This is a genomic window from Marinifilum sp. (genome assembly GCF_965230805.1).
In the GTDB taxonomy this organism is placed as follows: domain Bacteria; phylum Bacteroidota; class Bacteroidia; order Bacteroidales; family Marinifilaceae; genus Marinifilum.
In genome coordinates, this window is sequence record NZ_OZ246019.1 from 3,061,364 (window position 1) to 3,080,228 (window position 18,865).

Consider the following 18,865-nt stretch of genomic DNA (forward strand, 5'->3'; position numbering starts at 1 on the left):
ATAATCTAATGAAGAGAACGCTAATCTTTTTAGGGATACTCCTACTAGGTATGATGCATCTAAACGCACAGCAGTTGCCACTTTACAGTCAGTATGTAGAGAATGGATTTTTGTTGAATCCGGCTATGGCTGGTAGCAGGATGTATTCGCCATTGCGATTAAGTTTAAGACAACAATGGGCTGGAGTTGAAGGTGCACCTGAAACACAGGCATTAAGTTTTAATAAGAATTTAGGAGGCAAGTGCACCACTTGCAATATTATGGGGAATCCTTTGGCTCGTCGTAACAAGCAAAGAGGTGTTGGAATAGGAGGGTATTTCTTTAACGACAAATATGGAGCTGTATCACGCACAGGTGTAGAATTATCATATGCATATCATTTACAGCTTACAAGAAAGCGGCTTGGTCAGTCAGGTACAAAATTATCTTTTGGTTTGGGCGGTTTGTTTTATCAATACAAATTCGACGGAAGAGACATTCCTATAAATGATCCACTTTATACAGGTACAGATAGAGTAAGCTATGTACCCGATGCAAATTTCGGAGTTTACCTGTACAATGATGATTACTTTATTGGGTTTTCAGCTGTGCATTTATTCCAATCATCGGTGCGGATGGGAGACAATAATTACAATGATGATATCATGATGCGTCATTTTTATGGAACAGCTGGTTATACTTTTCATTTAATGGATTTGGTTGATCTTGAACCATCTGTAATTGTTCGAAAAACCATCGATTCTGATATGTATTACGATGCTTCAATTAAGCTTTATATCAATCATTTTTGGATGGCAGCATCGTATCGAACAAACAGCCAGATTGTTGGAATGATCGGTGTTAATTACAACCAATATTATATTGGATATTCCTACGATCATTATACCGATAACCTGATCGCTGACAGCAGCAATGGAACTCATGAGATTACGTTGGGAATTAACTTTGATATTCCTAATAAAATGAAGCGTGAAAATAGGCTTAGAGAAAGAAGAGCAGCCGACAGAAACTTCAGCAAGACCAAAACTCAACGACATAAAAGGCAAAGTAAAAATTATATTTTCTTTTAAACACTGTATAGCAAAGCATAAATTCCGATTCGGCAGAAACATAACTGCCGGATTTTTTTTATCTTCAAAATTCTAAAAAAGAATTCTATGCGTAATTTATTTTATTGTGTTTGCTCTATAATACTGATTATTGGTTTTGTGGCTTGCAATAAAGAGGAGGGATGGAATACTGACACCGATTTTCGTTTAAGTTTTTCGATGGATACACTTTCTTTTGATACTCTCTTTACTGGGTTTGGTTCTACAACAATGCAGTTTAAAGTATATAATAAATCCTCAAAGAAGGCACAATTACAAGATGTTTATCTGCAAAATAGCAATTCAGCATTCCGAATAAACGTAAATGGTGCTATAGGCAATGATTTTACTGATTTTGAGATTGGTGCAAGTGATAGTCTTTTTGTGTTTGTGGAGGTCGAATTAAAGCCGAATAATTCTGATGATGCAGTATTGCTAGAAGATATTCTGGTGTTTAATGTAAATAATAAACTCCAGGGGGTAGTTTTAAACGCTTGGGCACAAGATGTAGTTTTGGTAGATAATGATATTACCAATTCTCAAAATTGGACGGGAAATCGCCCCTATTTAATCAATAATCAAATCTCTGTTGCTGAAAATGTTTCTTTGGCATTGGACGAAGGCACAAAGGTTTATTTCAGAAAGAATGCTGGTCTTGATGTTTACGGAAATATAATTGTTAATGGTAGCTTTCTAAATCCAGTTTATTTAGGAAGCTCTCGATTAGAGGAGTTGTATGATAATGTTCCAGGACAGTGGAATGGGATTCATATACATGAGAGTAGTAAAAACAATAGTTTGAGTCATTTTACCATTCAGGACGGAATAAATGGAATTACTTACCATGGCAATGCTGCCGAGGTGGAGCTAGAATATGGAATTCTAAGAAACTTTACCCAAAATGGAATTGCGACAACAAATGTTAGTGTCAAGGCGCATGATTTGTTGATTGCAAATTGTGGGGACGAATGTTTAAAGGTTGATGGCGGGAATTTAGAATTATTTCATTCCACTTTATACAATTCCTGGAGTTTTGATGTGAGAACGGTTCCTCTTATTCAGGTTTTGAACTCATCAAATCACAATGTTAATATTGGAAATTGCATTGTTTGGGGATCACAAGCCAACGAATTATGGATTGACGATGCAATGTCAACCACAATAGAAAATACTCTCTTAAAATTGAGTGTTTCCCTTAAAGAAGAATTTACAACAACTTTTACTGATTGCATTTTTAACGAGAACCCTGTGTTTAAATCGGAAGAAGACTTCGATTTTAATTTAAGTACTACTTCTCCTTGTATTGACGCTGGCAAAAAGTCAATTGCAGAAATGTTCTCTCTTGATTTACAAAACAGCAATAGAAATATGGATGATGCTCCTGACCTAGGCGTATACGAATTTAAAGAAGCAGAAGAATGAGATTAAGCTTTATTCTGATGTGTTTTCTTGCAACTGGCTTACCACTTTCTGCTCAAAATATTCTCGAAGGGGGAGAGGAGAATAGGCGTGGAGATTTGCGGGTCATGTTTTACAATGTAGAAAATTGTTTTGATTGTTTTGATGATAGTTTAACCATAGACAATGAATTTTTACCTGATGGAGTAAGGCATTGGAATTGGAATAAATATCAGAAGAAAGTCAATAGAATTTCCAAAGTGATAATGGCTGCCGGTGGTTGGGAATTTCCTGATATTATTGGTTTGTGTGAAATAGAAAACCGATTTGTACTCGATGGAATTTTTAAGTACGGACACCTCAATAAAATTAGATATAATATTATTCATAAGGAATCGCCTGACAGAAGAGGAATTGATGTAGCTCTGGTATACCAACCCGAAGTTTTTCAGCCCATCGACTCATCATTTATTCAGCTTGTTTATGAAGGAGAAATAGTGTCAACAACCAGAGAAATTCTGTATGTAAAAGCAAAATTACATAGTAGTGACACAATACATGTTTTTGTGAATCATTGGCCATCGCGATGGGGTGGACAGTTGGAATCGGAACACAAGCGAATTTTAGCAGCAAAAATTCTTAAACGTAAAGTCGATTCAATTTATTTGCATTCACCAAAGGCAAATATTTTAATTATGGGTGATTTTAATGATTATCCTGAGAATCAAACCATAAAAAAGATCTTAAACGCCCAATCTATTTCCAGTGAATTTAAGGATCAGCAATTGTACAACCTGGCAAGTGAATTTGTCAAAAATGGAAGCATTGGCAGTCATAAATATCATGGAAAATGGGGAATGCTCGATCAGTTCATTGTATCAGGCTGTTTATTAAATAAATCAGCATTTTTGTATTGTAAAAAAGATGGAATGAGCTTGTTTGCACCTGATTTCCTTTTGGAAAAAGATGAAACTTATTTTGGTGTAAAACCCTATAGAACCTTTGTTGGTTATAGATATCACGGGGGATTTAGTGATCACTTGCCTGTAATCCTTGATTTTTGGAGGAAGTGATACTGATAAAAGCCTAAGGGCAATTTGCAATCACCCTTGGCTTTACAGGATTTAAAATCTGTGTTTTTTAATCTTCCAAACTTTCAATAAGAGCAGCAAGGTTTTTTTCGTAAAGTTTACTTCCTGTTTTAGGATCGAAGTTAGAACTAGGCCCTGCAATACATCCACCTTCGCAGGCCATAACTTCAATAAAATTTCCGCTTGTTTTTCCTGTTTTTCCAAATGCTTTTAACATTTTAATTTTTTTCTTGTCCAGACCATTTATAATAACGGGCTTGATATTTACATAGGGCTTAACTTCCAAAACCGATTGAGCAACACCACCGCTGGCAGCATAAGCTCTGCCGTGGTTTAGAATGCTTTTATCAAGCTGCAAAGGGCTCTCTTTACTAATTTCAATATTCCAGCCACTAAATAGTGCATTTAATTCTTCAAAAGTCATAACATAGTCCACATTCGGATCTTTCATCCCTTCGCGACGTTTCGCAATACATGGTCCAATAAACAAGATTTTGGCATTCGGGAATTTCTTTCGAGCCAATTCAGCTGCATAATACATCGGACTCTTGGTTTCTGAAACATATTTCCCGATCTCGGGAATGTGCTTTTTTGTTGCCGAAACATAAGCCGGACAGCAAGAAGTAGTCATAAAAGGAGCTTTGTTTTCCAATCTTTCCAATAGTTCATCAGCTTCCTTTTCCGTTGTAATGTTGGCACCTTTTGCTACCTCAATTACATCATTAAAGCCCAATTTTTTAATTGCTCCCAATACAGTATCAGTGGTAGATTTAAACTGCCCAATAATCGCAGGAGCAACAATGGCAATGGTTTCTGTTTCTTTATCCTTAATCGATTTCATTACATCTACGATCTGAGAATTCTCCATGATTGAACCGAAAGGACAAGCAGTAATGCATTTGCCACAATCGATGCATTTCTCTTCGTTGATTTGCTCAATTCCGTAGGTATCTTTTGAGATGGCACCAACAGGACAGGCATTTTCGCAAGGAACAGGCATGAAAATAATAGAATGATATGGACAAACATTCATACAGATTCCGCAGTTAATGCAAGTTTTTGGATCGATTTCCGCTTGACCATTTGCATTCCAGCTAATGGCATTCTTTGGGCAGTTCATCATACAAGGATGTGCTACACAACCCTTACAAAGGTTGGTTACTACATATGAGTTCTTTACACATGAGGTGCAAGCTTCATCAACCACCGTTAAAATTTTATTGATCGGATCCTTCCTTTTCAAAGCTTCTTCGGCATAATCAGCAAGCGTTTTTAGTTCGTCTCTATCATCTTCCAAATCAAATCCCAAAAGTGGAATTAACTTCTCTTTAATGATAACACGCTCCTTGAATACACAGCATCGATCCAGATCTTGTTTTCTGCGAGGAGCCATTTCAAGAGGAATTCTGTCAAGCCCTTCTTTAAATTTTCCTTCATTAAAAAGCTCTGCCATTCTAGATAGCAGATCTCTTCTGATAATCATCGTATTATCAACGTATGCCATTTGCTTATATAATTATTGATTGTATGTATATGAAATTGGCGGCAAAAGTAGATATTATGCGGACTCAATAAAGTGCTGTTAAACATGAATAGGTTGTACAACAGCAAAAAAAAAGCTTGGTTAGAGATCCAAGCTATTTGTTTTTTTATTGATAACAGGAGTTAAGCCCAGCTCTTTTCCTTTTTCTATCATAAACTGGTAGGCTGCCTCTCTTTCGTTTGGAATTATCCCATCAAGAATGGCATCTTTAATGGCAAGTTTTATATCGCCAATCGTTCTGCATGGCGATAAATTAAAGGTGTCGATAATTTCTTGTCCATCAATTGGAGGTTGAAAATTTCTAACGGCATCTTTTTCTTCCACTTCTTTTAATTTGCGACGCACCAATTGGAAGTTATCCAGAAAACGCTTTACTTTTTCTTCGTTTTTTGATGTGATATCTGCTTCGCATAGTTTCATCAGTTCATCAATGTCATCTCCGGCATCAAAGAGCAACCTGCGCACTGCCGAATCGGTTACTTCCTCTTGCGCCAAAACAATAGGGCGCATATGCAATAAAACCATTTTCTGAACAAACTTCATCTTCTCATTTAAAGGAAGTTTTAGGTTCTTAAAAATGCGGGATACCATTTTTTCACCAACAAAGTTGTGAGCATGAAAGGTCCAGCCAATGCCTTTCACAAATTTTTTGGTATTTGGTTTTGCGATATCGTGTAAGAGAGCCGACCAGCGAAGCCAAAGGTTATCTGAATGAGGAACGAGTTGATCCAATACCTCTAAGGTGTGATAAAAATTATCTTTATGGCTGATACCATTTCTACTTTCTCTTCCCTTCAGCTTGTGAAATTCAGGGAAAATAATTTGCAGCAAGCCACATTCATCTAACAATTTAAATCCGATTGAAGGTTTGGCAGACATTACAATCTTGTTCAATTCCTCAATAATGCGTTCTTTCGAGATGATATGTATGCGTTCCTTATTTTCTTTAATCGCCTGAAAAGTTACATCCGAAATCTTAAAATTCAGTTGGGTAGCAAATCGAATGGCGCGCATCATTCTTAAAGGATCATCAGAAAAAGTAATTATTGGATCCATAGGTGTTTTAATGATTTTGTTGTTCAAATCATCTATCCCACCAAAAGGATCCAAAAGTTCACCAAAATTATCTTTGTGCAGGCTTAAAGCTAGTGCATTAATCGTAAAGTCTCTTCTTTTTTGGTCGTCTTCCAAATTACCGTTTTCAACAATAGGTTTCCGCGAATTGCGATTGTATGATTCTTTTCTGGCTCCAACAAACTCAATTTCCAGATCATGAAACTTAAGCATTGCGGTTCCGAAGTTTTTAAATACCGACACTTTAGGATTCCCGGCTTTTGCTGCAACCCTCTGAGCCAAGTCTATTCCACTTCCAATTACAACAACATCAATATCTTTTGAAGCACGTTTTAAGAATATATCTCGAACAAAGCCTCCAATTACATAGCTTTCAAGATTTTCGTTGGTAACAATATCAGAGATAATTGAAAATATAGGATGTTTTAAATGTTCTTTCACTTTTTAATTAATCAGATAACCTAAAATTAGGTTGTTACTATATGCAGATCTGTGCACGACAGACCTGCTTTTTAATATGCTGACAAAATTACAATTATTTAAATGGATTCTGAAAATTGATTTAAAAATAGACTTTGGTATATTAATTGTCAAATAAAAACATGTAGATTTACAGATATATGAAATAGTAAATTAATTTAGGTAGAGTTATGGTAGAATATTTAACGAAAGAAACATTCAAAGAAAAAGTATTTGATTTCGAGAATAATAAGGATTGGAAATTTGAAGGATCTAAACCGTGTTTGGTTGATTTTTATGCCGATTGGTGTGGGCCATGCAAAATGGTAGCCCCCATTTTGGATGAATTGAAAGAAGAGTATGGAGATGCACTGGATATTTATAAAATAGATACAGAAAAAGAGCAGGAGTTATCGGCTATGTTTGGTATTCAGAGTATACCGTCGCTGTTATTTATTCCTAAAGGTGGACAACCACAAATGGCTCAAGGAGCATTGTCAAAAGAAAATTTCAAACAAGCATTTTCCGAAGTTTTAGGGGTTGATTCTAAATAATTTGTTAAGGTCGGGAAGACGACACTCTTGTAATTATATACTTATTAGCTTTATTGCGATAATGGAATAAGCAGAATAAATGGTTTGATGCCTTAAATAAATGGAAGATGAAAAAGTTGATGTTGATATTTTTTATGGCCTTGCTTGGATTAACAGGTACTTACGCCCAGTCAAGTTCGGATTTTAAAATTATTCATTTGGATGATGATACTTTTAAAGAGAAGGTATTTGATTACACAAAAGGAGGAGATTGGAGATTTGAAGGTAATAAGCCCGTAATTGTTGATTTCTATGCAGATTGGTGTGGACCATGTAAGCGTCTTGCTCCTGTTCTAAAGGAGTTGCAAAAAGAGTATGGTAATGCCATTCAAATCTATAAAGTAGATACGGATATGGCTCCTATAGTTTCGGCTGCATTTGGGATCAAGAGTATTCCATCTTTGTTGTTTGTACCTTTGGAAGGAAAACCTACAATGGCTCAAGGGGCTTTGCCAAAAGAAACATTTGTAAAAGCAATAAACGATATTTTAGATGTAAAAGCACCAAAGTAATTATAAATAACGTGAGTTCGACGTAAAATTCTATCCACAGAAAGTTCTATTTGGGATAGATTTGCATTAAAAATTTGGAAAGAATAGCGTGCTATTTTGAGGAATTTTTAATGTGAAGATGTCGTAAAGAGAACTTTCCATTATGTGTTTGCCTGCTTTCGGCATAAATTTCCTCAGATCTTCTTGAAATATCCCGATATTCCTTCGAAAATTTGAGAAAATTTCTACTCAAAATCAGATCAAACTGTGAACGAATTTTACGTCGAACTCACGTTAAATATAGCAACTAGTAAGGGGGTGAGTGTTTACAAGATGTAAATCATTCACCCCCTTACTAATTTAAGAAGCAAGCCTTTTTTGTTTTTCTTAGTTTTCGGATTATCTTTGCGCAATTCACAGTGGGGTGCCTTATTTTAAAACAGGCTGAGATCATACCCTTATACCTGATCCGGGTAATGCCGGCGTAGGAAAATTGCGAACTAACTTTTCGCCTACCTGATCTTATACTTACCTCATTGCAATATTTTATTAACGTTTTAATTTATTACACAATGTTTAAACAAATGAACTCTGTTGTGCGCAGAGCAACTCTGTTAATTGTATTGCAATTTGTATGCTTTATTGGTTTTTCTCAATTAAACTTGAAAGGAAAAGTTACCGATATTAGTGGAAATGCTCTTCCGGGAGCAACAATTGCAGTAAAGGGAACCTATTTGGGTACTGTAACAAATTCGTATGGCGAATATCAATTCAAGAATTTAAAAGCAGGTGGATATCAATTAATCATCTCTTTTTTGGGATATGAAACAGAGGAAAGTTTGGTATTTATTACAGAATCAACCAACGTCGATTTTCAGTTGAATCCGACTGCCATTATGGCCGACGAAGTGATTGTTGCGGCTACCAGGGCAGGAAATAAAGCTCCTGTTGCTGTTACAAATTTAAGTAGCGAAGAGGTGCGAAAACAAAATTCGGGTCAGGATATTCCTTACCAGTTAAGTTTAACCCCTTCGTTGGTGGAGTCGTCCGAAGCAGGAAATGGCGTGGGATATTCGGCTCTAAGAATTCGAGGAACCGATGCCTCGCGTATTAATGTTACCATTAACGGAATACCATTAAACGATTCAGAATCTCAAGGCGTTTTTTGGGTGAATATGCCAGACTTTGCCTCTTCGGTTGATAACATCCAAATTCAGCGAGGTGTTGGAACCTCTACAAATGGGGCGGCCGCTTTTGGAGCCACCATTAATTTCCAAACAGAGACATTAAATCCTAAACCCTATGCCGAAGTTCAATCTGTAGCTGGTTCTTTCAATACTTTTCGTAACACTTTTAAAGTAGGTACAGGCTTAATCAATGGCAAATTTAGTTTCGATGCCCGTTACTCAAGGCTAAAATCTGATGGATATGTGGATCGTGCTTTTTCTGATCATGAATCTTTTTTTGCCAGCGGAACCTACTACACCGAAAAAAGCATGTTGAAATTTAATGTCGTTTCGGGTGACCAGAAAACCGGAATTAGCTGGTGGGGAAATCCTACCATTAATAGCACCGATGATGGCGTTGTGGAGGACAGAAGATACAATCCGGCAGGAGAATACACTGATAAAGATGGTGTGACCAGATATTACGACAATCAAACTGATAACTACAAACAAACACATTATCAGTTGTTCTATTCGCAGGAATTAACTGCTAATCTGAATTTGAATGCTGCATTGCATTACACAAAAGGCAAAGGATATTACGAGCAATTTAAAGATGATGAACCATATGGTGAGTATGAGTTATCAAATCCGGATTATGAAATGACTGATCTAACTCGTCAGAAATGGTTAAAAAATGATTTTTATGGGCTAACATATTCATTAAACTACCGCAAAAATAGTGTGAATGCCTCGTTTGGAGGAGCTTGGAATCGTTACGATGGTGATCACTTTGGACATATACTTTGGGCCGAGAATGGAGGCTTTTCGAATAACTACCAATGGTATTTTAACAAGGGCGAGAAAACAGATTATAACACTTTTGCAAAAGTTAATTTTGATTTGAATTCGCAATTGAGTGCATATGTCGATTTGCAATATCGTCATATTACCTATAGCATGAATGGTTTGGATGACAATATAGATGATCTTACAGGAAAGTTGCTGGAATTGAACCAAGAGCACAAGTTCGACTTCTTAAATCCAAAGGCCGGATTGTTTTATACGATTAACGATAAGAATACGGCATATGTATCATTTGGATTAGCTCATAGAGAGCCAACTCGGGCCAATTTTAAAGAAGCAAATGGCGACCCTTTGAGCACTCCTAAACAAGAACAGTTGTTCGATTATGAATTGGGTTATAACTATAAATCAGCGAAAGCGACATTTGGAGTAAATTTGTATTACATGTATTATCGCGATCAGTTAGTGCCTACAGGCGAAAAGAGTAGTGTAGGTTACGATATCATGACCAATGTTGACAAAAGCTACCGTGCAGGACTCGAATTGATTTGGGGGCTAAAGCTTTTACCAAAATTAAAATGGGATGCTAACCTTACTTTAAGCAGGAATAAAATTGAGAATTTTATTGAGTATGCTAAAGATTATGATGAGAATTGGGTGGAGATGGATAAAGTTACAGACCTGGGAAAAACGGATATCAGTTATTCGCCTGAAATGGTTGGTAGCAGTATTTTAACCTGGAATCTTTCTAATGAATTTGATTTTAGCTTTGTAAGTAAATACGTGGGAGAGCAGTATTTTGATAATACTTCGAATGTGGAGCGTAAATTGGACAGTTACCATGTTCACAATTTGCGTTTTAATTATTCGATTAAGCCAAATAGGGTGAAAGAACTGGCTTTCCAATTAAGCATTAACAATGTATTTAATGCCAAGTATGAAAACAATGCTTATGGAGGAAACTGGTATGTGCAGGGTGTTGAGAATACCTGGAGATATTATTTCCCACAAGCTGGTACCAATTTCCTGGCAGGTGTAACACTACGATTTTAAAGAATGATATTATATAGAGACGTGCTATAGTGCGTCTCTATACTCAAAGAAAAATATGAACTGGATTATCAATCATATCGTTGAAATAATAGGTACCCTTTCGGGATTGCTATTTTTGTATTTGGAGATCAAGCAAAACAAATGGTTGTGGCCTGTAGGTCTACTTACTTCTGCCATGTATATCTATGTGTTTTTTGTGGCAAAATTGTATGCTGATATGTCACTTCAGTTCTACTATGTTTTCATTAGTGTTTACGGATGGGTTTTATGGTCGAGAGGCGATAACCAAAACAAAAAGGAATTACCGGTAACTAAATTGAATAGACCCTTGTTCTTAATGCTGTTTGTATCCAGCATGCTGATTTATGCAATTCTTTCATATATATTGGTTAATTATACTGATGGTGCAATACCATATTGGGATGCTTTTACCACTGCACTTAGCATTGTTGCAACCTGGATGCTGGCAAGAAAAATTCTGGAACAATGGCTGGTATGGGTTTTGGTTAATACTGTTTCGTTAGGATTATACATCTACAAAGGATTATATCCAACCTCAGTTTTATTTTTCTTTTATACAGTATTGGCAGTTGTTGGCTATCTGCAATGGAAAAAAGATATGCTTAGTTATCAGGCTGTTTCCGGTAATTAATTAATTTTACACCCCAAATTTATTTAACAATCACGAATGTATAAGAAATCTGTTATACTGGCAAACGGAGCCTTCCCCACTCACGAAATCCCGCTTAATGAATTAAAAGAATCAAAGCATATCATTTGTTGCGATGGTGCAATCAATAAACTCGAGAAAGCGGGTTTAGAGCCATTTGCCATCATTGGTGATTTGGATTCCTTAAATCCGGAATTAAAATTTAAGTACAAGGATCGAATTCATCATTATTCGAATCAGGATAACAATGATTTAAGCAAAGCAGTTGATTGGTGCGTGGCTAATAAGTATAACGAAATATCAATTGTAGGAGCCACGGGCGAGCGCGATGATCACATGATTGGGAATATTTTTCTTTTACCACAATACGCCAAAAAATTAAAAGTAAAAATGCTAACGGATTTTGGCTTTTTTACTCCGGTAAACCGCTCAAAAAATTTCGATAGTTATACACGACAGCAAGTGTCTGTTTTTTCTCCTGACAGAGATACTGTAATCACTACAGCAAATTTGCGTTATGCTCTAACCAACCAGACATTAGAACTGATGTGGCAAGGAACGCTGAACGAATCGATGGGAGATAGTTTTAGAATTGAATTTGAAGGTGGCCCCTTAATAGTATTCCAGGAATATTAGCAGCAAGGCATATAGTCCATAATTAAAGGGATGTCTGCGGAAGCCAAATCGTAAACACAAAAACAGCAAGTCTAAAGAACCTTTTGGTGGTTTTAAAGCTTTGTTTAAGCAAAACGTAAGCGCAAATGCCTTAAAAACCGATATTGTATATAAAAATCACCCCCTTTAGCCTTTCCCCAACTTGGGAAAGTCCCAAATCAAAATAGAAGAACCTTCCCCAACTTGGGAAAGCTTGAATTGAAAAAAACATAGCTTTCCCAGCTTGGGAAACGAATTTAAAAAAAAAAAGGAGCCTTTCCCAACTTGGGAAAACACATTTTAAAAAAAAGGGGGCGATTCCCAACTTGGGAAAGCTTGCTTCAAAAAAAAGAAGGTTTCCCCAAGTTGGGGAAGGCAATTCTGAAAAAAAATGGCTTCCCCAACTTTCGGAATCCTTTCTTTAATGATATGCCAGTATTACTTCAAACCAGTGTTGTTTAAGTCTTTCCAATGCAAGTTTTTTGCTTGCAATAACAAAATCCTGTTTATATTTGCAGCCGAATAAAAACCGATACAAATCCATGAAGAAATTAAATTACCTTTTGTTACTAATTGCTACTATAGTTAGTATTTCAGGTTTAAAAGCGCAACAAAACGAACTGCCAATATCAATAAAATTTGGTGGGTACGTTCACTCCTTGTTTACATATGATACCCATCAGACTGTGGCAGCTCGCGAGGGACACATCCTTCTTTATCCCCAAAAGGAGAAACTAGATGCGGCAGGGAAGGATATCAATAAAGATGGTGTATACAATATGGCTGTAATCCAGTCGAGAATTAATGCGAAAATAAGTGGACCCGAAATTTTAGGAGCTAAAACCAGTGGTTTGCTCGAGGCTGAATTTATTGGTAATGGAGAAACGGATACTAATGGATTGAGGCTACGCCATGCATTTGTAAATTTAGATTGGGGTAATACTTCGCTCCTAATTGGACAAACCTGGTCGCCTTTGTTTGTTGCAGAGGTGTTTCCGGCAACTGTGGGAGCAAATGCTGGTTTGCCTTTTAAACCATTTGCACGTAATCCTCAGCTTCGACTTACTCATAAAGCAGGAAATTGGAAATTTTTGGCTGCACTGGCATCAGAAAGAGATTACCCAAGTACTGGTCCCCAAGGTGCGAGTAATAAGTATTTAAGAAATGCGGGCATACCCATTTTGCAAGGACAAGTGCATTACTATGCAGGCAAACACTTGATAGGGTTTAGTGGCGAATACAAAAATATCAAGCCTTCTTTAATGAGCACTACAGGTTCAAAAGAAACAGGAGATTATCGCGAATGGAAGAATGATGAAACCATTTCTTCATGGGCCATGATGGGATATTTTAAATTAAATTTTAAACCAATTACATTTAAAGCTCAAGCAACATACGGAACCAATATGACTGATTTATTGATGTTGGGAGGCTATGCAGTAAAATATTTAAATCCTGCAACCAATGAGGCATCTTACACAGGAATTAAAGTTTTAGGAAGCTGGGCCGAACTGTCGTATGAAAAGAAAGATTGGCAATGGGCAGTTTTAGCTGGATATTCGAAAAATTATGGTGCCGAAGATAAAATTATAAACAGAAGTGATCTGATTTATGCACGCGGAAAGGATATTGGAGAGTTGTATCGATTGGCACCGCGTGTTTGCAAGAAAGTAAAAAATCTAAAGTTTGAATTTGAAGCGGAATACACGGCAGCGGCATACGGAAGCATTACCGATGAGGCGAAAGTTGTGGATACCAAGTGGGTTGGAAATACAAGATATTCTTTAGGGGTTTATTACTTCTTTTAAGGTATAAATGCTGAATTGTGAGTTATGAATTGCATTTTATTCATAGCTCATAGTTCAGCAAAGGAATTGTAAAATAGAATGTGGTTCCTGCATGTGGTTTCGATTTCATCCTGATTTCCCCACCTAATAATTCAATCAAACTTCTGCAAATGGCAAGGCCAAGTCCTGTGCCACCATATTGTCGAGTATGGGAATCCATCTCGGCCTGCCGAAATCTATCAAAAATAATTTCCTGTTTGTCGTCAGGGATTCCAATTCCGGTGTCGCGAACAAAAAATTCGATGTGTTTACCCTTTAGTTGGTAACCAATTTCAATCTCACCCTCCTGGGTAAACTTGATTGAATTTTCGAGTAGGTTGCTAAAAATTTGTTGTAATCGAACCGAATCGGTAGTGATTTCGGTCACCTGCTCTTCTTGGGGCAGAGAAACAATAAATGTAAGCTTATTATTCTCGCTGTATTCCGCAATGGCTTCGTAATTCTCTTTAATAGAGTCAAACAATTCGGACATATTGCACTTGCTCATGCTTACCTTTAATTGGTCGGTTTCTATTTTAGAGATATCAAGAATATCATTAATCAATCTTAACAGGGCATTGGTATTTTTCTTGATAATGGAAATAAACTTTTTCCGCTTGGCATCTTCAACATTATCGGCTGAAAGAAGTTCTGTAAAGCCTAAAATTGCATTCATAGGCGTACGTATTTCGTGAGACATATTCGCCAAAAAAGCCGATTTTAAGCGGCTCGACTCCTCAGCAATTTTTATCGCTTTCTCTAGCTTTACATTTGTTGTGGTAATTTCTAAAAGGTGAGTCTTTTCTTTTTGTTCTTTTAACTTTCTAAGGTGGATATTAATGGTCATCACAATAATAACCAAACTTAAGAGAACTAAAATGGTTAAGGTGAGTATTGCAATTTCTTTGTTCTCTTTAACCAAGCTGTATGGCTCATTTAATAGTTTAGAATTTTTAGGCAGATCCTTAATGTTAATGTCAAATTTTACCAACTGATTGTAATCAAATCCATACTCATATTCAGAAAGCAATGGGGGAATGCTATCTACCGGAATTCCCGAAAGAACTTTTTTGGCTAGCTTGGCAACTTGTTTCCCATGAATCCTACCCGTAATTAAAGATCCTCCAATGGCTCCGCGATTCAGGTAAAAATCCCAAACGCAATAAACTGGAACTTTGCAATAAGGGATGGCTTCTGTAAAACCTTTTTCGTAAGTGCAGTAGTTGCCGTTAAAATCTCTATTGTATAGCAAATACAGAACAACATCATTGGGAGCTAAGTTTGAATACGAAATCTTTAAATCTTTTAAACTTTTTGGGCGTATTGTAACATACTTTACAGCTTTGTCCATTTCGCTTATTTCCTTCTCCAAGGCTGATAATAAGCTTTCTCCGGTTCTGCTATAATCTGTAACTACAACAATTTTAGAATAATTAGGGTGATGATTTTCTATGAGTTTAAGTGTTTGGCAGAAACTAAAATTTTCAAAAACACCACTGTATCCTTTGGGCGGGGCGTTGATATCGTTTACTCCTGAAAATATGACGGGAACCTCACCGAAGACCTCATTGCGATTCGCCGATAAAAATTCGTAAGCATTATTGTCTGTGGAGATGATTAAATCAAGTTTTTGAGATTTGTATTTTTCGCGGTAATACACTTTTAGTAGATCCAGATATTCGTCGGAGAAATATCTTTTGGTATCCATATACTCTATGTACAGGGTGCAATTGGGATCGGGAAGTAATTCCCTTTTAATGCTATTTAAAATGGAATCGGTCCAGCTAAGACCATTGTGGTAGGAGTTTAAAATTAAAATGTGTTTGTGTGAGGATGAAAATCCAATAAAACCATACAACACAAGTATAGTAAATAGAAAAAGCTTGATACTAATTCTCATAATACATTGAATTTGTTTGCACTCAAAAACGTATTCAATTTAAGAATTATAGATAGTAATTAAAAGCTTAATTAGTTTATTATTTAGCTCTTTGGTGGAGCAGTTGTAATTGTTGATTAAGATACAGGTAGAATAAGTCTTTTCGTTGCAGGTGTTTAAGTATCCACAATAGGATATTACATTTGTCATCGATCCTGTTTTTGCCATCCAGTTTGATGTTAATTGGCTGCCTTTTCCAAAGTGTTTTAGGGTGCCCGACTTGCCTGATACAGGCAGTGATGATAAAAATATATTGAAGTTTGGACTGCGATACATCCAGCTAAGAATTTGGCTGAAAAAATCAGCCGAAACGGCATTAAAATGAGATAAACCACTGCCATCGAATAAGCTTTGGTACTTGGTTTCGATCCCTTTTTCTTGCCAAAACTTTTTAATTTCATTTACACCCGATTTCCAGCTTGCTTTCCCATTTTGCTTAGCGCCGATTTCAAAAAGCAGTTGATCAGCAAACAGGTTCACACTTTTTTGGTTGGTCAGGTAAACAATTTCGCTTAATCGCGGCGAACGAATTTCAAACAGTTTGCTTGCTTTTGTCGGTGTTATTTTGGCATTATTCAAAATCCGGATATGATTTTTTTTCAGCTCTGTCTTTAAATCTTCCAATAAAGCCTTTTCGGGATTCAGAAATGCACCTTTTACCTTAAAATCTTTTCTGTATTGAGGAATGCTTCCCTCAATTCTCCTTAAGTTGCTTGTGCTACCTCCGTATATATAGGCCAAATCACGATTGATTTCAGAACTTAGCACTTGGTTATCGAATTCTAAACCTGTGTTTTGGGGTGTTGTTTTTACAATCCTGGTTTTTTGGCCGGCTTTACCCGAAGCAAAATGCAAGCTGTACATGTTGTCGCGATAATTAATGGAATTGGGAACAGCTCCGTAGTAGTTACCAATATCTTCCCATATCCAGGTTCTTGGAATTGATGATTTGAAATAAGAGTTATCTGTTATAATCTTACCATGAATTAGTTTGATATTACGTTTTGTTAGTTGAGCCACAATTTTAGCAGCTATGTTTTTCTGAGTATCAAAAAATTTAGACTCCAAAGTAGGATCGCCCGCACCTTGAACAATTAGATTGCCCTTAAGCATACCATCTTCAAGTTTTCCATCCGTTTTTATAGAAGTTGTAAACTGGTAATTGCTTCCCAAAACTTCCAGGGCAGTGGCAGTGGTAATTAACTTTTGGCTCGATGCCGGTGTTAAAGCCATTTTTGCATTGTACTGAGCCAGTATTTCATCCTTTTCAACATCTTTAATAAGAATGCCAATTCCTGCGGCTGTAAAGCTGGTATCTGCCGCAAATTCATCAACCGCTTGCTGAATTTTATTTGGGATAACTTTTTGCGAGGAGCAAGCTCCCCCCCAAACTACCAATGCGAAAAGGAGTATTATTTTATTCATCGATCTCTTTTAAAATCTTTTCTACCTCTTTCTCTGTGCTGTTTAATTTAGTCTTACAAATTACCAATAATTCCGAAACACGTTTCACTTTCTCCGACAGATCATCCACATCCAATTCTTCACTCTCAATCAACATGATTGTCTCTTCAATTTCGGCAATTGCCTCGCTGTAGCTTATTTTTTTCTTAGCCATTTTTTTTGTGCTTTTTAGGATTTACATTTTGAATTTTGCTTTCTATCGAACCATCTTTAAACTTGGTTTCAATGCTGTCATTTATCGAAAGTGAGCTGATATCTTTTACAATTTTTCCTTCTTTTAAAGTAAGTGTATATCCCTTTTGCAGGATATTTTCAGGATTCAGATACCTTACGCTTTGTTCGTGCAAGACTAGTTTGTGTCTCTGATTTTCCAATAATCTGCCAACTCGTATTCCGATTTTACTTTGCAGGTTTGTTGTATGATTCCTTTCATGAATCAATCGGTGTTTCAGCCCTGGTTTCAACTTGTCGGCTAAGTTTTCCAATCCAAAAGAATGTGATTTTATCAATTGCCTTGCCGAGTTGATTGCCTTTTCATTGGCAAGTAAAAGCTGCTTCGATTTCTTCTCAAGTATGCTTTTTACCATAGGAGAAAACTTGTTCGACAAGTAGGTTAGATTTTCCGAGGCCTCCAACAAAATTTCATTTATGCCCTTATAAAATTCCTCTTGTAATCTTTCATGATAAGCTTGCTTTTCATCGAAGCAATCAATTAGGTATTCGGCTGCGGCTGTTGGAGTTTTTACACGAACATTGGCAACAATATCTACAATGGTTTCATCCCTTTCGTGACCAATTCCTGAAATTACAGGAAGCGGAAATTGGGCAATATTAAATGCCAGCCAGTAACTGTCGAAACAGTTCAGGTCGGCAGTCGATCCTCCACCTCTTATAATTACTGCAACATCAAATATTCCTTCGTATTCGTTAATTCGATCCAAAGCTTCGATAATAGATTCCTCGGCCTTGTTTCCTTGCATGATAGCCGGAAATAACTTGTAATGGAATTTATATCCCGAAAGGTTATTTTCCAATTGCTTGGCAAAGTCTTCGTAACCCGCTGCCGTTGGCGATGAAATTACTGCAATGCATTTGGGAATATCCGGAAAGCCAATTTCCTTATTCATATCCAGCACACCTTCTTCTTCCAATCGATTCAGAATTTCTCTTCTCCTTTTGGCGATATCGCCTAAGGTGTAGCTTGGGTCAATATCTTTAATATTTAAGGTGTAACCATAAATCTCCTGAAATTCAATGCTTGCATTTACAAGAACCTTAATTCCCGATGAGAAGCTTTGTCCGGTTGAGGTTTCGAAGTAAGGTTTTAACATCCTGAAAGTGTAAGACCAAATGGTAGCTCTGGCTTTGGCTATGATTTTATCTGAGCTTTCATCTTTTTCGATCAGCTCCAGGTAACAGTGGCCATTCTGATTATAACGAAGTTCACTAATCTCTGCTATAATCCATATCTCCCCCTCAAACGCATTGTTTAAAATGCCTTTAATTTGATTATTTAGCTGGAATAGACTGATTCCATTGTTTGTCATAC

At 36.6% G+C, this 18,865-nt stretch carries 15 protein-coding genes and 1 riboswitch; of the genes, 9 read left to right on the forward strand and 6 right to left on the reverse strand.

Annotated features, from left to right (window positions below; translation table 11 throughout):
• Window positions 1-8: 8 nt before the first annotated feature.
• From ACO05S_RS12375 to ACO05S_RS12385, 3 genes are all read left to right on the forward strand, one after another.
• Window positions 9-1,070 (forward strand): type IX secretion system membrane protein PorP/SprF, encoded by a 1,062-nt coding sequence (locus ACO05S_RS12375; RefSeq protein ID WP_421918319.1) that lies wholly within the window; start codon window positions 9-11, stop codon window positions 1,068-1,070.
• Between the two features lie 87 nt (window positions 1,071-1,157).
• Complete coding sequence (locus ACO05S_RS12380) at window positions 1,158-2,510, forward strand: choice-of-anchor Q domain-containing protein (RefSeq protein WP_421918320.1); 1,353 nt, start codon at window positions 1,158-1,160, stop codon at window positions 2,508-2,510.
• Window positions 2,507-3,559 carry an endonuclease gene (locus ACO05S_RS12385; protein WP_421918321.1) on the forward strand — a complete coding sequence of 351 codons (1,053 nt, stop codon included), beginning with the start codon at window positions 2,507-2,509 and terminating at the stop codon, window positions 3,557-3,559. Before ACO05S_RS12380 ends, ACO05S_RS12385 begins: the two co-directional genes overlap by 4 nt.
• Before the next feature lie 67 nt (window positions 3,560-3,626).
• Here the strand turns inward: ACO05S_RS12385 and ACO05S_RS12390 are convergent, their stop codons facing one another.
• On the reverse strand, window positions 3,627-5,081 hold the full coding sequence (locus ACO05S_RS12390; RefSeq protein WP_421918322.1) for a monomeric [FeFe] hydrogenase: 1,455 nt from the start codon (window positions 5,079-5,081) through the stop codon (window positions 3,627-3,629).
• 120 nt (window positions 5,082-5,201) lie between these two features.
• Entirely contained in the window at window positions 5,202-6,635 is a 1,434-nt protein-coding gene (locus ACO05S_RS12395; RefSeq protein WP_421918323.1) for a CCA tRNA nucleotidyltransferase, read from the reverse strand.
• A gap of 209 nt (window positions 6,636-6,844) precedes the next feature.
• On the opposite strand from ACO05S_RS12395, the gene trxA reads away from it, so the two are divergent.
• From trxA to ACO05S_RS12425, 6 genes are all read left to right on the forward strand, one after another.
• On the forward strand, window positions 6,845-7,207 hold the full coding sequence (gene trxA / locus ACO05S_RS12400) for a thioredoxin (protein ID WP_421918324.1): 363 nt from the start codon (window positions 6,845-6,847) through the stop codon (window positions 7,205-7,207).
• A gap of 107 nt (window positions 7,208-7,314) precedes the next feature.
• A complete protein-coding gene (locus tag ACO05S_RS12405; protein WP_421918325.1) occupies window positions 7,315-7,758 on the forward strand; it encodes a thioredoxin family protein in 444 nt (147 codons plus the stop codon).
• A 389-nt stretch (window positions 7,759-8,147) separates the two neighbouring features.
• Window positions 8,148-8,245: riboswitch (TPP riboswitch) on the forward strand.
• A 64-nt stretch (window positions 8,246-8,309) separates the two neighbouring features.
• Window positions 8,310-10,763 (forward strand): TonB-dependent receptor, encoded by a 2,454-nt coding sequence (locus ACO05S_RS12410; protein ID WP_421918326.1) that lies wholly within the window; start codon window positions 8,310-8,312, stop codon window positions 10,761-10,763.
• 55 nt (window positions 10,764-10,818) lie between these two features.
• On the forward strand, window positions 10,819-11,415 hold the full coding sequence (gene pnuC, locus ACO05S_RS12415) for a nicotinamide riboside transporter PnuC (RefSeq protein WP_421918327.1): 597 nt from the start codon (window positions 10,819-10,821) through the stop codon (window positions 11,413-11,415).
• Window positions 11,416-11,451: 36 nt separating this feature from the next.
• Window positions 11,452-12,069, forward strand: coding sequence for a thiamine diphosphokinase (locus ACO05S_RS12420; protein ID WP_421918328.1), 618 nt, complete (start codon window positions 11,452-11,454; stop codon window positions 12,067-12,069).
• Window positions 12,070-12,629: 560 nt separating this feature from the next.
• A complete protein-coding gene (locus tag ACO05S_RS12425; protein WP_421918329.1) occupies window positions 12,630-13,895 on the forward strand; it encodes a DcaP family trimeric outer membrane transporter in 1,266 nt (421 codons plus the stop codon).
• Window positions 13,896-13,935: 40 nt separating this feature from the next.
• On the opposite strand, the gene ACO05S_RS12430 is transcribed toward ACO05S_RS12425, so the two are convergent.
• Genes ACO05S_RS12430 through xseA form a run of 4 tightly spaced genes read right to left on the reverse strand, consistent with a single transcriptional unit; the run spans window position 13,936 to window position 18,863 of the window.
• Entirely contained in the window at window positions 13,936-15,813 is a 1,878-nt protein-coding gene (locus ACO05S_RS12430) for an ABC transporter substrate binding protein (protein WP_421918330.1), read from the reverse strand.
• Window positions 15,814-15,852: 39 nt separating this feature from the next.
• A complete protein-coding gene (gene dacB / locus ACO05S_RS12435) occupies window positions 15,853-17,277 on the reverse strand; it encodes a D-alanyl-D-alanine carboxypeptidase/D-alanyl-D-alanine endopeptidase (protein WP_421918331.1) in 1,425 nt (474 codons plus the stop codon).
• Entirely contained in the window at window positions 17,270-17,470 is a 201-nt protein-coding gene (gene xseB, locus ACO05S_RS12440; protein WP_421918332.1) for an exodeoxyribonuclease VII small subunit, read from the reverse strand. The genes dacB and xseB overlap by 8 nt, the downstream gene beginning before the upstream one ends.
• The gene (xseA, locus tag ACO05S_RS12445; protein WP_421918333.1) at window positions 17,463-18,863 is read right to left on the reverse strand and encodes an exodeoxyribonuclease VII large subunit; all 1,401 of its coding nucleotides are present in this window, start codon (window positions 18,861-18,863) and stop codon (window positions 17,463-17,465) included. Before xseA ends, xseB begins: the two co-directional genes overlap by 8 nt.
• Window positions 18,864-18,865 lie beyond the last annotated feature (2 nt).

Bases quoted from the DNA above. Each gene is read 5' to 3' on its own strand.
- xseB (WP_421918332.1), bottom strand. From the start codon at position 17,470: ATGGCTAAGAAAAAAATAAGCTACAGCGAGGCAATTGCCGAAATTGAA.
- xseA (WP_421918333.1), bottom strand. From the start codon at position 18,863: ATGACAAACAATGGAATCAGTCTATTCCAGCTAAATAATCAAATTAAA.
- ACO05S_RS12375 (WP_421918319.1), top strand. From the start codon at position 9: ATGAAGAGAACGCTAATCTTTTTAGGGATACTCCTACTAGGTATGATG.
- ACO05S_RS12430 (WP_421918330.1), bottom strand. From the start codon at position 15,813: ATGAGAATTAGTATCAAGCTTTTTCTATTTACTATACTTGTGTTGTAT.
- ACO05S_RS12405 (WP_421918325.1), top strand. From the start codon at position 7,315: ATGAAAAAGTTGATGTTGATATTTTTTATGGCCTTGCTTGGATTAACA.
- dacB (WP_421918331.1), bottom strand. From the start codon at position 17,277: ATGAATAAAATAATACTCCTTTTCGCATTGGTAGTTTGGGGGGGAGCT.
- trxA (WP_421918324.1), top strand. From the start codon at position 6,845: ATGGTAGAATATTTAACGAAAGAAACATTCAAAGAAAAAGTATTTGAT.
- ACO05S_RS12410 (WP_421918326.1), top strand. From the start codon at position 8,310: ATGTTTAAACAAATGAACTCTGTTGTGCGCAGAGCAACTCTGTTAATT.
- pnuC (WP_421918327.1), top strand. From the start codon at position 10,819: ATGAACTGGATTATCAATCATATCGTTGAAATAATAGGTACCCTTTCG.
- ACO05S_RS12420 (WP_421918328.1), top strand. From the start codon at position 11,452: ATGTATAAGAAATCTGTTATACTGGCAAACGGAGCCTTCCCCACTCAC.
- ACO05S_RS12380 (WP_421918320.1), top strand. From the start codon at position 1,158: ATGCGTAATTTATTTTATTGTGTTTGCTCTATAATACTGATTATTGGT.
- ACO05S_RS12425 (WP_421918329.1), top strand. From the start codon at position 12,630: ATGAAGAAATTAAATTACCTTTTGTTACTAATTGCTACTATAGTTAGT.
- ACO05S_RS12390 (WP_421918322.1), bottom strand. From the start codon at position 5,081: ATGGCATACGTTGATAATACGATGATTATCAGAAGAGATCTGCTATCT.
- ACO05S_RS12385 (WP_421918321.1), top strand. From the start codon at position 2,507: ATGAGATTAAGCTTTATTCTGATGTGTTTTCTTGCAACTGGCTTACCA.